Origin of the sequence: Agrococcus sp. ARC_14, from assembly GCF_022436485.1 — a bacterium.
GTDB lineage: Bacteria > Actinomycetota > Actinomycetes > Actinomycetales > Microbacteriaceae > Agrococcus.
Genome location: NZ_JAKUDO010000002.1, coordinates 172,627 through 187,533, shown reverse-complemented (window position 1 = coordinate 187,533; position 14,907 = coordinate 172,627). Strand labels below are relative to the sequence as shown.

11 protein-coding genes are annotated in these 14,907 nt (G+C 72.1%); 2 read left to right on the top strand and 9 right to left on the bottom strand.

Features of this window, described 5'->3' with window-relative positions; all coding sequences use genetic code 11:
- Positions 1-14 precede the first annotated feature (14 nt).
- From MKD51_RS14120 to MKD51_RS14100, 5 genes are all read right to left on the bottom strand, one after another.
- The gene (locus MKD51_RS14120) at positions 15-1,118 is read right to left on the bottom strand and encodes an acyl-CoA desaturase (RefSeq protein WP_240241128.1); all 1,104 of its coding nucleotides are present in this window, start codon (positions 1,116-1,118) and stop codon (positions 15-17) included.
- A gap of 190 nt (positions 1,119-1,308) precedes the next feature.
- On the bottom strand, positions 1,309-3,522 hold the full coding sequence (locus MKD51_RS14115) for an acyl-CoA dehydrogenase (protein WP_240241127.1): 2,214 nt from the start codon (positions 3,520-3,522) through the stop codon (positions 1,309-1,311).
- A gap of 361 nt (positions 3,523-3,883) precedes the next feature.
- Positions 3,884-5,410 (bottom strand): amidohydrolase family protein, encoded by a 1,527-nt coding sequence (locus MKD51_RS14110; protein ID WP_240241126.1) that lies wholly within the window; start codon positions 5,408-5,410, stop codon positions 3,884-3,886.
- A gap of 61 nt (positions 5,411-5,471) precedes the next feature.
- On the bottom strand, positions 5,472-5,669 hold the full coding sequence (locus tag MKD51_RS14105; protein WP_240241125.1) for a hypothetical protein: 198 nt from the start codon (positions 5,667-5,669) through the stop codon (positions 5,472-5,474).
- Between the two features lie 88 nt (positions 5,670-5,757).
- Positions 5,758-6,027, bottom strand: a complete 270-nt coding sequence (locus MKD51_RS14100) for a hypothetical protein (protein WP_240241124.1) — start codon at positions 6,025-6,027, stop codon at positions 5,758-5,760.
- 104 nt (positions 6,028-6,131) lie between these two features.
- On the opposite strand from MKD51_RS14100, the gene MKD51_RS14095 reads away from it, so the two are divergent.
- The gene (locus tag MKD51_RS14095; RefSeq protein WP_240241123.1) at positions 6,132-7,160 is read left to right on the top strand and encodes a helix-turn-helix domain-containing protein; all 1,029 of its coding nucleotides are present in this window, start codon (positions 6,132-6,134) and stop codon (positions 7,158-7,160) included.
- 144 nt (positions 7,161-7,304) lie between these two features.
- Here MKD51_RS14095 and MKD51_RS14090 read toward each other — a convergent pair whose 3' ends face one another.
- Positions 7,305-9,005 carry an HNH endonuclease signature motif containing protein gene (locus MKD51_RS14090; protein ID WP_240241122.1) on the bottom strand — a complete coding sequence of 567 codons (1,701 nt, stop codon included), beginning with the start codon at positions 9,003-9,005 and terminating at the stop codon, positions 7,305-7,307.
- A gap of 176 nt (positions 9,006-9,181) precedes the next feature.
- On the bottom strand, positions 9,182-10,201 hold the full coding sequence (locus MKD51_RS14085; RefSeq protein ID WP_240241121.1) for a hypothetical protein: 1,020 nt from the start codon (positions 10,199-10,201) through the stop codon (positions 9,182-9,184).
- Between the two features lie 42 nt (positions 10,202-10,243).
- Between MKD51_RS14085 and MKD51_RS14080 the strand changes: the two genes are divergently transcribed.
- A complete protein-coding gene (locus MKD51_RS14080) occupies positions 10,244-10,630 on the top strand; it encodes a DUF2568 domain-containing protein (RefSeq protein ID WP_240241120.1) in 387 nt (128 codons plus the stop codon).
- A 46-nt stretch (positions 10,631-10,676) separates the two neighbouring features.
- Here MKD51_RS14080 and treZ read toward each other — a convergent pair whose 3' ends face one another.
- Positions 10,677-12,503 (bottom strand): malto-oligosyltrehalose trehalohydrolase, encoded by a 1,827-nt coding sequence (gene treZ / locus MKD51_RS14075; protein WP_240241119.1) that lies wholly within the window; start codon positions 12,501-12,503, stop codon positions 10,677-10,679.
- Positions 12,504-12,544: 41 nt separating this feature from the next.
- Positions 12,545-14,905 (bottom strand): malto-oligosyltrehalose synthase, encoded by a 2,361-nt coding sequence (treY, locus tag MKD51_RS14070; protein ID WP_240241118.1) that lies wholly within the window; start codon positions 14,903-14,905, stop codon positions 12,545-12,547.
- Between the last annotated feature and the right edge of the window lie 2 nt (positions 14,906-14,907).

The window sequence follows — 14,907 nt, the reverse complement described above, 5'->3', positions numbered from 1 at the left end:
CGACGCGCCCGCTGTCACCGACGCATGTCCAGCATCGGGCAGTCGAAGGGGTCACGTGCGGCGAGGCCGACGCGGTTCAGATACCGCACGACGGCTGCGTAGGCGCCGACCAGTCCGGTCTCCACGTAGGGGATGTTGTGGGTCGCGCAGTGCGCTCGCACGATCTCGCTCGCGGCGCGCAGGTGCGGCCGAGCCATGTTCGGGAACAGGTGGTGCTCGACCTGGTAGTTGAGGCCGCCCAGCAGCGTGGTCATGCCCCAGCCGCGGACGTTGCGGGAGGTGCGCACCTGCTTGGTGAAGAAGTCGAGCTTCGCGTCGCGGCTGACCGTCGGCATGCCCTTGTGGTTCGGGGCGAACGATGCGCCCATGCCGATGCCGAAGACAGCCATCTGCACGCCGAGGAAGGCGAGCGCCATCAGCGGCGGCATGACGAGCAGCAGGAAGGTGAAGTAGGCCGCAAAGCGGGCGGTGATGAGGCCGAGCTCGATCCAACGGCCGGTCACGGGTCGGCGCTCGAGCAGCGTGCGGATCGAGTGCTGGTGCAGGTTCAGGCCCTCGAGCGTGAGCAGCGGGAAGAACAGCCAGCCCTGACGGCGCGTGATCCAGCGCACCAGGCCACGAGCCTGCTTCGCGTCGCTCGGCAGGAACGCGATGGTGTCGACCTCGATGTCGGGGTCGCGACCGATCTGGTTCGGGTTCGCGTGGTGGCGCGAGTGCTTCGTCATCCACCACTGGTGGCTGATGCCGACGACGCCGGCGGCGAGGATGCGGCCCAGGCGGTCGTTCGCGGGGCCCGACTTCAGCACCTGGCGGTGCGAGGCCTCATGCGCGATGAAGGCGATCTGCGTCAGCACGACGCCGAGACCACCGGCGATGAGCAGCTGGAACCAGCTGTCGCCCAGCAGCACAGAGCCGACGAGCAGGCCGACGAGCGCAACGCCCAGCGCGACCATCATCCACACGTAGTAGCCGACGGCGCGCTCGAGCAGGCCCGCGTCGCGGACGGCCTTCGCGACGACCCGGAAGTCGGCGCGGCGATCCTCTTCTGATCGCTCAGAGGCCTTGATGGTGGTGCGCAACGGACCGTGCGTCACCTCTGCGGTGGTCATCGTGGTCAAGAGGTCCCCCTCGGGGTCGACGGCGACTTCCCAGCCGGTGGGGGCCGGTCGACCTGCATGATCGGGACCCCGGATGCTTCTTAGCGTATGGCGTACGCAATGCCGCTTGCGGCATGCGGGCTATGGGTTGTGCATGCAAGGAGCCCGGCTGCTCGCCGCGGCCGGGCTCCTTGGGGCGCTGTGCGAGGCGTCAGCGCGCCGGGACTTCCGCGCCCTCACTGGCGTCAGCCGCATCCGCCGACTCCGCTGAGGGGGCCGAGGCAGCCGAGGGCGCCGAAGCGACCGAGTCGCCGAGGATGTCTGCGGGCGGCACGGGCGCGGCGCCCGCGACCGTGATCGGCTGCGCCTCGGGGTTGGAGCCCTTCGCCCTCTTCTCCTGCGTGGGCAGCGTGCCGGCCGCGCGCATGCCGTCGTAGTGGGCCTGCGCCTCTGCCTGGCGCTTGCCCTCTGCGCCGGTGGCGATGTGTGCGCGCAGGTGCTCGTCGCCGAGGCCGAACGCCGCGACCAGGTCGAGCGCGTGCGGGCGCAGCTTCGCGAGCAGGCGCTCGATCGTCGAGGTGACGGCGAGCGAGCGAGCACCGGAGAGACGGCCGTTCTCGAGGTGCCACGCAGCGTGCTCCTCGATGATCGTCAGTGCGAAGAGGTCGCGCAGGTGGGTGAGCACCTTCTTGGTCGCCTCGGGGCTGCGCTCGACCGCCGCTGCCAGCGCGTCGTAATGCTGCAGCTCGACCCAGGCGCGAGCGGCTTCGATCAGCTGGTGCTGCTCGTTGTTGAACGCGGCGGCAGCCTTCGCCTGCTCCTTCGGCGCGTGGCGCAGCCGGCCGGCGATGTCGGCGACCATCGTCTCGACGCGGTCCTCGAGCAGGTCGCGCTGGAAGTCGTCGTCGCGCAGGGCGATGGACGACTTCTTCACGTTGCCGAGGTCGCGCACATCCTGCGTGAGCGTGCGCAGGCCCACCAGCGTGGAGGCGCGCTCGAAGAACTGGTCGGCGGCGAAGCGGGCGATGTCGCCCTTCGACGCACCCTTGAACTGCTTGGCGAAGTCGCCCAGCAGCCGCTTGCCGACCAGTTGCAGCAGCACGGTGTTGTCACCCTCGAAGGTGACGTAGATGTCGAGGTCGGCGCGCAGCTGCACGATGCGGTTCTCGCCCAGGAAGCCGGCGCCGCCACAGGCCTCGCGGGCCTCCTGCAGTGTGTCGAGCGCCTGCCAGGTGGAGAGCGCCTTGAGGCCGGCGGCGAGCGTCTCGAGATCCTCGCGCTCCTCGGGTGTGTCGGTGCGGCCGGAGAAGACGCCGTGGAACTTCACGAGCAGGCGCTCGTGGGCGTAGGTCTGCGCGTAGGCCTTCGCGAGCCGCGTGAAGAGGCGGCGCTGGTGGCGACGGTAGTCGAGCAGCACCTCCTCCTGCGTGTCGCTCGAGGCGTTGAACTGGCGGCGCTCGGAGCCGTAGCGGATCGCGATCGCGAGTGCCGCCTGCTGGGCGACCGCTGCGGCGCCGTCGAGCGAGACGCGACCCTGCACGAGCGTGCCGATCATCGTGAAGAAGCGGCGGCCGGGGCTGGCGATCGGGCTCGAGTAGGTGCCGTCGGCTGCGACGTCTCCGTAGCGGTTGAGCAGGTTGGTGCGCGGCACCCGAACGTTCGTGAAGTGCAGGCGGCCGTTGTCGATGCCGTTGAGGCCGCCCTTGTAGCCGTCGTCCTCGCCGCCGACGCCCGGCAGGAACTCGCCGGCCTCGTCGCGGATGGGCACGTAGAAGGCGTGCACACCGTGGTCGATGCCCTTCGTGATGAGCTTGGCGAAGACGACCGCGTGCTTGCCGTGCAGCGCGGCGTTGCCGAGGTAGTCCTTCCAGGCGCCGCGGAACGGGGTGTGGATGACGAACTCCTCGGCCTGCTCGTCGTAGGTCGCGGTGGTGCCGATGGAGGCGACATCGGAGCCATGGCCGGTCTCGGTCATGGCGAAGGCGCCGGGCACCTCGAGGCGCATGATCGACGGCAGGAAGGCGTCGTGGTGGTGGGCCGTGCCCAGGTGCAGCACCGCGGCACCGAAGAGGCCGAACTGCACGCCCGACTTGATCTGCAGGCTGGGGTCGGCAAGCACGAGCTCCTCGAAGCCCGCGATGTTGCCACCGTGATCGTCCTCGCCCCCGAGGCGCTTCGGGAACGCGGCGAGCACGGCGCCGTCGTCGACGAGCAGCTGCATCTGCTCGAGCGCACGGGCGCGGTGGTCGGCCATCGTCAGGTCGTCGATGCGCTGGTAGCGCGGGTCGGCGACCTTCTCGCGCGCGGCCAGCCTGCGCTCACCCCAGGTGCCGCGCAGGTCGCGGCCGAGCCAGTCGACATCGACCTTCCCGTGCTGGCGCGGCTGCTCGCTGCGCTGTCGGCGGCTGCGGTTCGTCTCGGCCATGGTTCCCCCTCGGACTGACGTGCGGATGCGGCGCCTGCGGCGGGCGCACCACCACGGTAGGCGCGGGGCCGGTGCGGCGCGCCAGGCCTTGATCCAGGGCACAATCGGTGCCGCGCGGTCGTGCACCGCGGTTGTGCGCTCGACACAACAGACTGCCGGATCTGCTGTCGGGCTTCGCAGGTCAGGGGTCTCGTGACGGCAGCCGCCCTGCGGGCGGCGGCCTCCTCGACCGACGGGTGGCCTGCGGGCGGCGGCCTCCGGTTCCTGAGCCGGTGCGCGCCGAAGGGAGGCCCTGAGCCGGTGCGCGCCGAAGCGAGGCCCTGAGCCGGTGCGCGTCGAAGGCGCACGCCGCGCCGAAGGGTCAGAGCGAGCCGTGCACCAGCTCGCCAGCGATGAGGGTGGCGGTGACCGCCGTCGCGCGGAGGCGCTCCGCCGACCCGTTCGGGTCGCGCGCGACGTCGTCGGCAGACGGCAGCGCATCCGCCAGCACCACGAGATCGGCAGGCTCACCCGCGGCGATGCGAGTGCGGGCCGAGGCCGCGATCGCCTGCTCGATCGAGATCGCCTCCTCCGGCTGCCACGGCTGCTCGTCGCCGCGCGTGCGCGTGACGGCGGTGGCGATCGCGCGCCACGGGTCGAGCGGCGTGACCGGCGCGTCGGAGCCGAGCACGACAGGCACGCCGGCGTCGAGCAGCGAGCGGATGCGGAAGGCGTCGCCGGCCCGATCGCTCCAGAGCGAGGCGGTGAGCTCACGGTCGTCGAGGGCGTGCTCCGGCTGCACCGAGGCGACGAGGCCGAGCCGCGCCATGCGCGGGATGTCGGCGGCCGCGACGAGCTGCGCGTGCTCGATGCGGTCCCCGGCCATGGCGCGAGCGCCCGGCAGCTCGCGGCCACCCTTGCCAGCGCCACCTCGCGCGGCGCGCTCGAACGCATCGATCGCCGCGCTGACGGCGGCATCACCGATCGCGTGCACGGCGGCACCGAGCCCGAGCTGCCCCGCCCTGGCGAGCAGCCGGTCGAGGTCGGCGTCATCGACGTTGCGCACGCCCACGCCGGCGCGGCCCGCTCCGTCGTCGTACGGATGGGTCGTCCAGGCCGTGCGGGTGCCGAGCGAGCCGTCGGTGATCACCTTGAGCCTGCCGACGTGCGCGGTGCCGGCGATGCGATCTCCCGTGCGCAGGCCGCGATCCGCGGCGAGCTCGAGATCCTTCTGGTAGATCCCGACCTCCACGCGGGTGGGGGTTGCGCGCCCAGGGCGCAGCCAGGCACCGACGGCATCGTCGAACTCGAGATCGACCACCCCTGCGACGCCGCGCGCCGCGGCCGACGCCAGCGCGTCGACGACGTGACGGTCGAGCGTGTCGGCGTCGAGCATCCCCTCGACTGCCTGCAGGGCGTCGAACGCTGCATCCTCGCGCAGCAGCGGTCCGTCGAGGCGCAGGCCGAGGCGCGCGAGCATCGCGGAGTTCGGCCATGAGCAGTGCACGTCGCTCGAGACGATCAGCGTCGGCGTGGCGCCGGTGGCGGCGTCGAGCAGCTCGCGCGTGGGCGGCGCGGGCCACAGGGCGTCGCGCATGCCGACCAGCACGAGCGGGTCGGCGCCTGTGTGCGCGCCCGCTGCGGCTCCGGCGCTGGCGGCGACGTCCTCGGCGCTCTCGGCGTCGAGCACGCTCGGGCGCGTGCGGTGGCGAGCCCACTGACCCAGGTGCGTGTGCTCGTCCCAGAGGCCGGGGACGACCGTCGCGCCCTCGAGGTCGTGCCGCTGCCCCGCCGAAGCCGTGGAGCCGGCAGGGCTCACACGCTCGATCTCGCCGTCGACGATGTCGAGGTCGACCAGGGGCGAGTCGGAGGGTGAGCCGACGAGCAGTCGGGCGTTGGCGAGGCGCATGCTCGCACGCTACCTGCCGCCGGGCGGCGCGTCGCGCGACGACGCCGTCGCGCGAGGTGGATCAGAGTGCGAGCGGGCTGCCCGTCTCGCGCCGGCGGGCCACGCGGTCGCGATCGACGCGGGTGCGCGGCGACGACTGCCGAACGAGCATGACGACGGTGGCGATCAGCCCGAGGGCGCCGAGCGCGCCCAGGACGGCGATCCAGGTGGGATCCATGGGGACGACGCTGAACCAGTTGGGCTCCATGGTGATGATCATGCGCTCCTCCGGGGTGCTGCGCCAGGGGTGAGTTCGAGCGTGCCCCGAGCCCGCCGTGGACTACGGGGCGGGCCCGCTGCCGCTCGGCTCAGAGCCCGCCCGCCCAGAGGCGCTCGGTGCCTGCGGCGTGGGTGCGCTGCGGCGCGCGCCCGCGGGCGTGACGCTCTTCTGCGACGCGCTCCGCGACCTGCTCGCTGAGCAGGCGTGCCTCTCGGTCGGCGACCTGATCGCGCATGCGGGCGACCAGCTCGGTGTCGGCTGCCACGCGCGGCGCGCGCTCTCGCAGCAGCGTGAAGACGGTGCCTGCGACGGCCACGAGACCGACGGCGGCGATGACGATGATCCAGGTGATGTCCATGGCAGAAAGTGTGCGCTTGCCAACTTCCCGCCACCAGTGGCAGGATGGTCAATGCTCGATAAGATCCTGCCAAGCCCGTCGGGCAGCATCGCAAGGAGGCCAGCATGCTCAAGATCGCCTGCATCGTGGATGACGATGTCAACATCTTCGAGCTCGGCGTCGCCGCCGAGGTCTTCGGCACCGATCGCACGGACCGCGGCGTGCCGCGCAATGACTTCCGCGTCGTCACGCCGACACCCGGCCCCGTGCGCATCTCCGGCGGGCTGAGCCTGCCGATGATGATCGAGGAGGGGCTCGCCTTCGCCGACGAGGCAGACCTCGTCATCGTCGCGCCGTACGAGCAGTGCAGCAGCGACGTCGAATGCAGCCTGCCCGTGGCGCTCGCGCTGCAGCGCGCCGTGGCACGCGGCGCCCGCGTGCTCACGATGTGCACCGGCGCCTTCGTGGCGGCTCGCGCCGGCGTGCTCGAAGGCCGTCGTGTCGCGACCCACTGGGCGCACGCCGACGAGCTGGCGGCCGAGTTCCCCGAACTCATCGTCGAGCGCGACGCCCTCTGGGTGGACGACGGCCCCATCACCTCGAGTGCAGGCACGGCGGCGGCGATCGACGCCTCGTTGCACCTCGTGAGCGAGCTGCAGGGCGCGCAGGTCGCGGCGACGATCGCCCGCTCGATGGTCGTGCCGCCGCTGCGCGACGGTGGTCAGCGCCAGTTCGCCATCGGGCCGGTGGCCGAGCAGCGTGCCGAGACACTCGCGCCGCTCATCGACTGGATGGTCGCCCACATCGACGACGACCACACGGTCGGCGCGCTGGCGCGTCGAGCCAACCTCTCGGAGCGCACCTTCGCCCGCCGCTTCCGCGAGGAGCTCGGCGCCACCCCCGCGGCTTGGCTGACCTCGCAGCGCGTGCAGCGCGCGCAGCAGCTGCTCGAGGCGACCGATCTGGGGCTGGATGCGGTGGCGCAACAGGCTGGGTTCGGGACGGCAGCGCTGCTGCGGCACCACTTCACCCGGCAGCTCGGCGTCGCGCCGTCGGCCTACCGCCGCCGCTTCGCATGCCCGGTCGGCCCCGGCGCTCCGGGCCGGGCGAGCGACACGACGACCCCGACCATCGACCGAGCCATGGCGAGCTGATGCACGCGCGCGTCGGGGTGTGTTCACGGCGATCGTGGCTCGGCATCATCCAGAGCCCGCACTGGGCGGGCAAGCACGGCGCTGGCGAGCAAGCAGCCGGAGGGCGCTGAGCCGAGGGACGCGGCGCGCGGACCGGTCGGAGGTTCAGGCCCGCATGACGATTCGTGGAGCTGGCCGGTGGTCGACGGCGAACCCCTGAGTGCCCGACCGCACGCTGGCACGCAGCCGACGGTGGAGTCGTGCTTCGAGCGACCGGGTCATGAGCCCGGGTCGCCGAACGGAGGGCGGGCGTGATGACGCGGGGATCTTGACGGCGAGGTTCGCGGCCGCGCCGGCGGCGAGCACGTCGTCGCGGCTGTCGACCCACGGGATGGGCTCGAGGTCGGCGTCGACGCCGATGGCGCCGCGCATGCCTGCTGCGGAAGCTCCCCGCTCGAGCGCGATGCGGGCGATCTGCCCGATGCCGGGCACTCGGCCGGCCGGCCGCTTGCGAGCGGCGCGAGCGCGTGCGTCGGCAGGCCGAAGCTGCGGGACGACGCGCCAGCAGCCAGGGGTGCCGACGACGACGAGGCGGCCGGCATGGACTTCGTGGTGACAGTGGCTGCAGAGCAGGATGCCGTTCCGCACGTCGGTGTCGCCGCCGCGCTGCCACCACCAGACGTGGTGGGCCTCGGTCCAGGCGACGGGTGCAGCGCACCCGGCGCAGCTGCCGTACTGGGCCGCCAGCGCGCGCCGCTGGGCGCGGCTGAAGAGGCGCTCGGTGCGGCCGAGCTCCAGCACCTCGCCGCCCGCGTCGACGAGCGCGCGCTGCACGATCGCGTCGCACAGCAGCCGGTCGATCGTCTCGATCGGCACCGGGTTGCGGGTGTGCTCGATCGTGAGCGTGCGGTCTGGATGGTCGAGGCCGCGGCGGTACGCCTCGTAGGCGTCCTGCTGCACGGTGAAGACGAGCCGGGGGACCTCGCCGCCGGCGAGGGGAGCCTTGCCCGACGCAGCCTGCGCCCGCACGATGCCCATCATGACGTCGTGCCGCTGCTGCTCGAGCGAACGGTCGTCGACCGGCACCATCGGGTTGCCGGCGGTCGGCGCTGCGGGTTGATCATCGCGGAACCTCACCTGCACGCGCGGCGCGGTGTGCGCATCGAGCAGGGCCTTGAGGGCAGAGCCTTCCTCGGGCGGGCTGATCATGAGCGTGCGCCACATGCCGTCGGGCTGCTGCCAGTGCCGCAGGCTGCGCATCGCGCGCTGCCGCTCGCTCGCGGGCAGCACGCCATCAGGGTCGAGCACGGCCACGTAGGCGCGGGCCTGCTCCACAAGCAGCTCGGGCGCCAGCGGACCCTCAGGGTCGGTCGCGGCCTCGACCAGGCAGCCTTCGGCCCAGGCGAGCAGCTCGAGGTCGGCGTTCGCGGCGCCGGTCTCCAGCGTGGTCACGATCGCACGCGCCTGTGCGAGCGAGAGCTCGCCCGCATCGAGTCCATCGGCGACCAGGGGATAGCGCTTGGGGATGTCGCCGCCGGAGACGGAGATGCGAGCGGTCGTGGCCCGCGCCATCGACAGCAGCTCGCTCGCCTCACGGGCGCGGATGCCGAACGCGGATGCGACCGCCTCCTTCGCGCTGCGCTTGCCCAGCTTGCGGCAGAGGTCGGTCTCGGGTGAGCCGTCCGAGCGAGCATCGACCACGCCGGCGAGGCGCACCTGCTGCGCCTGGACGAGCCGCGCCAGCTCGGCTGTCTGGCTCAGCAGCATCGCGATCTCGTGGTCGGCGACGGTGGCGAGCGAGGCGGCATCGGCGAACATCGCGCGCACGGCAGCGACGGCGGTCGCTGCCTGCTCGACCCTCGTCATCATCGACTCCTTCACCCTGCGCCCGCCGGCTGCCGGCAACCCTCACAGCATCGAACGTCTGTTCGAAGACTATCGAAGGGCACTGACACGCGATGGCAAGTCAGCGATGACTGTGGAGAACTCGTGAGGCCGATCCGACGGGCGCCCCGCGCGGGCGCATCGCTCGCCCTGGGTCATCAGCCCAGTCGACTCCAGCCCTCCGGCATGAACCCCTCGGCCTCGAGCATGAAGCGGCCGATCGGCGTCGCAGCGCGCTTCCGCAGCTTCGCCGCCGACGACCGCAGCTCCTTGAACGGCTTGCCGTAGACCGTCACCTCGCGGCTCCCCTCGAACGCCTGGTCGGGCCGCTCCCGCGCGATCGTCAGCACGCGACCGGCTGCCCATGCCGGCTCCTGCGGCATCACGGGCTCCAGCGCGATCGTGCTGCCCTCCGGCGCCAGGAAGCCGCCGAACGCCACCGGGTCGCCGCCCTCCACGGGCGTGAGCCAGCGCATCCACTCCCCCGGGTCGAACTCGGGCAGCGGATGGGTCGCCACGCCCTCGACGGCACGGCGCGTGCCGACGTGCCAGCGCTGGTAGGGGCGATCCTCGGCACCGTCGAAGGTGTAGAGCTGCAGGTCGAGCAGCGCGTCGTCGCTGTCGAGCGCATGCTGCTCGATCTCGAGCGAGTCGGCGCGCACCGCCCCGTAGGACCACGGGTGCAGCGCCTTGCCGAAGCGCGTCGCCGCCTCGACGACCAGGCCGCCCGACTCCTCGTCGAGCTCGGCCTCGACGCGCAGCGGGATCCCCTGCTCGTCGATCGCCCAGAGCCCGAAGGGATTGACGGGCTGGTCGCCCTCGCGCTCGGCCGGCGAATCCTGCAGGAAGCGGTCGGGGGTCGACGCGATCAGCAGATCGCGCTCGTCGGACTCCCAGTCGTCGTCGAGCGTCGTGTCGGCGCGCACCTCGGCAGCCTTCGCCTCCGGCTCGAGATCGATCTCGACCACCCAGCCGTGCTCCTCGTCGAGGTCGACGACCTGCTTGACCGCCGTGCTGTAGACGCCCGGCGGGATCTCGCCCGCGCCGTCCGGCACGAGCAGATAGGTGCGCGCCATCCGCGTGGGAGCGTTGGAGAGGGCGATCTCGACGATCGGCCCGCGCCGGGTCTCGAGGAAGCCATGGATGGGGAAGTCGAGCTCGCCGACGGTCTGGGTCACGGTTCCACGGTAATGCTCATTCGGGCATGGGAGGCTGGCGACGTGCGTGGACCGGCGGTGCTCTTCATCCTCGCGGCGCTCGTCGTCGTCGAGTTCATCGCCTGGCTCATCCTCGCGATGTGGGGCTGGACGATCGGCTCGCAGTGGGGCGACACCGCGGGAGCCATCGGCACCATCGTGGCGTTCGCGCTCGTCGTGCTCGCCTGGTCGCAGCTCGCCTCCCGCAGGGCGAAGGTGCCGACGCCCGTCAAGTGGGTCGCGAAGGTGCTGATCCTCGGTGGGGCCGCTCTGACGCTCGCGTCAACCGATCAGGTGGCTGCCGCGGTCGCGCTCGCGGTCGTGACGGCCATCTTGGTGCTGGTGTGCGAGACGAAGCCGGTGCGGGAGACGCTCGACGTGCTCGCCGAGCCGCGCGAACGCGGCAGGTAGGCGCCCGGGCGCAGCTCGCGCGGCACGGCTGCTGGCGTCGCGGTGCTCAGTCGAGCAGCGCGCCGCTGCCCGGCGGCAGCGAGAGCTCGCCGGAGATCGCCACGTCGGGATGCGTCCGGAAGCGGATGCGTCGGCACGAGACAGGCACGGACTGCGGCTTGTCGCCGAAGTTGAAGACGAGCTCGACGGCTGCGGTGTCGCGACGCAGGCTGGCTTCGGTCTCGTGACGCATGCCGGCTTCGCCGGCGTGCTCCTCGACCTGCGGTGCCTGCGGTGGCGGCCGCACGCCGCGCTGCAGACGCAGCACGCCTGCCTCCCCGAAGGCCTCGACCCGGTTGCGGCTCCAGTGCGGGTCGGTGAGCGCCGGCAGCTCGCGGCGCAGGCCGGCGAGCTCGCGATACCCGGCCAGCACCCGCTCGTGCCGCTCGCGCCGGATCTCCGACCAGCGCAGCTTCGACCGCTCGAACGTGGCCGGATCCTGCGGATCGGGCACGACCGACTCGTCCCACCCCATCCGCTCGAACTCCGCAAGCCTGCCCTCGCCGGTGAGTCGCCCGAGCTCTGGCTCGGGGTGGGACGTGAAGAACTGGAAGGGGCTCGAGGCAGCCCACTCCTCCCCCATGAACAGCATCGGTGTCGACGGGCCGGCATAGAGCAGCAGCGCCGCGCACAGCAGGCGCGACTCGTCGAGCGCCTCCGTGATGCGGTCGCCGCGGGCGCGGTTGCCGATCTGGTCGTGGTTCTGCGCGCTCACGACCAGCCGCCACGAGAGCGAGCGCTCCACATCGATCGGATGCCCGTGGTCGCGATCGCGGAATGTGGAGAACGAGCCGTCATGGAAGAAGCCGCGCTCGATCGTCTTCGCGAGCGCCGCGAGCGGCTCGAAGTCGGCGTAGTAGCCGTGCGTCTCGCCCGTGAGCGCGACGTGCAGGGCATGGTGGAAGTCATCCGACCACTGCGCATCCAGGCCCCAGCCGCCCGCCTCGCGCGGGGTGATGAGCTTCGGATCGTTGAGGTCGCTCTCGGCGATGAGCTCGAGCGGTCGGCCCAGGTGCGCGGCGAGCGCAGCGGTCTCGATCGCCATCTGCTCCAGGATGTGCACGTCGCCGCGCTCGACCGAGACCTCGTCGTCGATCGCGTGCACCGCGTCGAGCCGCAGCGCATCCACGTGCATCGTCTCGAACCAGAAGCGCACGTTGTCGAGCACGTACTGCCGCACCTCCGGATCGGCGACGTTGACGTGCTCGCCCCAGGTCGATCGCCCCTCGCTCGAGAGGTACGGGCCGAACCGCGGCAGATAGTTGCCCGAGGGGCCGAGGTGGTTGTAGACGACGTCCTGCACGACCGCGAGCCCGGCGTCGTGGGCGGCGTCGACGAAGCGCTGGTAGGCCGCGGGCCCGCCGTAGCCCTCGTGCACCGCGAACCAGGCGACGCCGTCGTAGCCCCAGTTGTGGGTGCCGTTGAAGGCGTTCACCGGCAGCAGCTCGACGTGCGTGACGCCGATCTCGAGCAGGTGACTGAGCCGCTCGGCCGCCGCGTCGAGCGTGCCCTCGTCGGTGAACGTGCCGATGTGCAGCTCGTAGAGCACGCCACCGGCGATCGGCCTGCCCGTCCACTCTGCGTCGTTCCAGTCATGGGCGGATGCGTCCCAGACGCGCGAGCGCTCGTGCACCCCGTGGGGCTGCCGGGTGGAGCGCGGGTCGGGCAGCACGGCGTCGTCGTCGTCGATCTGGAACCCGTAGTCGCCCGCGGGCGCGACAGCGTGCCACCAGTCGCCCTGCTCGCGCGCCATCTCGAGGCTGCGATCGCCGGCGACCACGCGCATCCGCGAGGCGTCCGGCGCCCACACGCGGTAGTCGTGCTGCTTGGTCATCGTGTCTCCTGGGTCAGGGTCTCGATACGACGCCCCGGCGTCTACTCGGCCGTCGTGTCGCGGGTGAGGAGCGCGACCGGGAGCGTCTCCAGCAGCGAGGCGAGAAGGGTCTTGCCGCCGCGCAGCTCGCGGCCGGTGAGCAGCTCGCGCCAGCTGCCCTCCGGCAGCTGCACCGTCGTGTCGCCCCAGCCGCCGCGCGCCGCGAGCGCGATCGGCAGGCGGGTCGCGACCGTGATCGCCCCGCCGCGATCGAACGCGATCGCGTGCTCGGCCGCGTCGCCGTGCGCGAGCAGCGGCGCGTAGGCCTCGAAGCGCTCGGGGTGCGCGCGGCGCAGGCGCAGCGCCTCGCGCACGAGCCGGGTCTTCGCGACCTCGAGATCCCACCCGCCCGCCAGCGGCTCGACCGCCTGCGCGCGCAGCGCATCCATCCGCTCCCAATCGATCGGCCTGCGGTTGTCGGGGTCGACGAGCGACCGCTCGAGCGCCTCCGAGCCCTGGTAGACGTCCGGGAAGCCAGGGATCGTGAGATTGAGCAGCTTCGCCGAGAGCACGTTGGCGCGGAATCCCTCCTCGGTCTCGGCCAGGAACGCCTCGACCGCCGTCGCAGGCGGCGGCGCGATGACCAGGCGGATGAGCTGGGCCAGGTCGGCCTCGAAGGTGAGGTCGGGAGCGGTCCAGTGCGTGTGCGCATCGGCCTCGCGCGCCGCCTTGACGCTGTAGGCGACGAGGCGCTCCTCGCTGGCCGGCCAGGCGCCGACGACGGCCTGCAGCAGCAGGTTGGCGAAGGTTCGGCCCTGCTGCGGGGCGAGCACGAGGAGCTTGTCGAGCAGCTCCTCCCAGGCACTCGGGACCTCGGCGATCGTGGTGATGCGCGCGCGCACGTCCTCGCCGCGCTTGGTGTCGTGCGTCGACAGGGCGTTCATGGCGTGCGGCCATTCGGCCTGCCGCCGTGCCATGCGTGCGTGGAACTCCTGCAGATCGACCGCGAAGACCTCCGGGTCGCCGCCCACCTCGTTGAGGCTCGTGAGCCGCGAGTAGCGGTAGAACGCGGTGTCCTCGACGCCCTTCGCCATCACCATGCCGCTGGTCTGCTGGAACCGCAGCGCCGCATCCTGCCTGGCGTTGCCGAGCACCGGCAGCAGCGCGTCGATCGTGTCGGCGAGCTCTGGACGGTGCTGCTTGGCGCGCTCGGCCGCCGTGCCGAGATGCTCGAGCCCCTCCGGCAGGTACGAGCGGTAGACCGGGAAGCAGGCGAGCAGCTCGGCGATCGCGTCGGCGGTGTCGGCCGGCGCGCCGCCGTCGCCCCACGCATCCGCCGCCCGCACCTCGCGCTCGAGACGCAGCACCTCTGCGCGCAGGATGCCGTCCGCGATGGCGCGCTTCGTGGTGTGCGTCATCGCCTGCCAGTCGACGGCCTCGCCGCCCCGCAGGCGGGTGTCGAGCGCGTCGAGGGCGTCGGCGGACGAGCCGTCGGTGAGCAGCCGGTCGATGAGGCCGAGGGTGTCGTAGCCGGTCGTGCCGGCCGCCGCCCATCGCGGCAGCTCCTCGCCCGGCTCCAGGATCTTCTCGACCAGCACGAAGGCGCCGCCCGTCAGCCGGTCGAGATCCTCGAGGTAGCCGGCCGGATCGCGCAGGCCGTCGGGGTGGTCGACGCGGAGGCCCTGCACGAGCCGCTCGTCGAACCAGCGCTCGATCTCGACGTGCGTGGCGTCGAAGACCTCCGGCAGCTCGACCCGCACGGCGGCGAGCGTCGTCACCGCGAAGAAGCGCCGGTAGTTCAGCCGGTCGTCGGCCTGCTGCCAGTGGCCGAGCCGGTAGTGCTGGCGCGCCAGCACCTCCTGCGGCGAGCCGTCGCCGGTGCCGGGCGCGACGGGCAGCCTGGTGTCCCAGTAGCGCAGTGCGGCGGCGCCGGCTTCCTGGGCGCCGTCGCCATCGGCGGCGGGCTCGAGCGTCAGGTGGCCGACCGTGCCGTCCTCTGACCAGTCGTCGTCACCCACGATCGGCACCAGCACCTTGCCGCCGCCGGCCTCCCAGTCGATGTCGAACGCATCCGCGATCGGGCTCTCGCGGCCGTCGCGCAGCACCTGCCACCACCAGCTGTTGCGCTCGGGCGTCGCGATGCCCACGTGGTTGGGCACGATGTCGACCAGCACGCCCATGCCGAGCCTGCGGGCCACCTCGGCCACCGCATCCAACCCCTCCGCTCCCCCGCGCGCCGCGTCGACTCTCGTATGCGAGACGACGTCGTAGCCGTGGTTCGAGCCCGGCTCGGCCTGCAGGATCGGCGACAGATAGACCCAGTCGACGCCGAGATCGGCGAGCGCCTCAAGCCGCTCGGCCGCATCGAAGAGGGTGAACTCCTCGGTGATCTGCAGTCGGTACGTGCTCTGCGGCGTGCGCAACG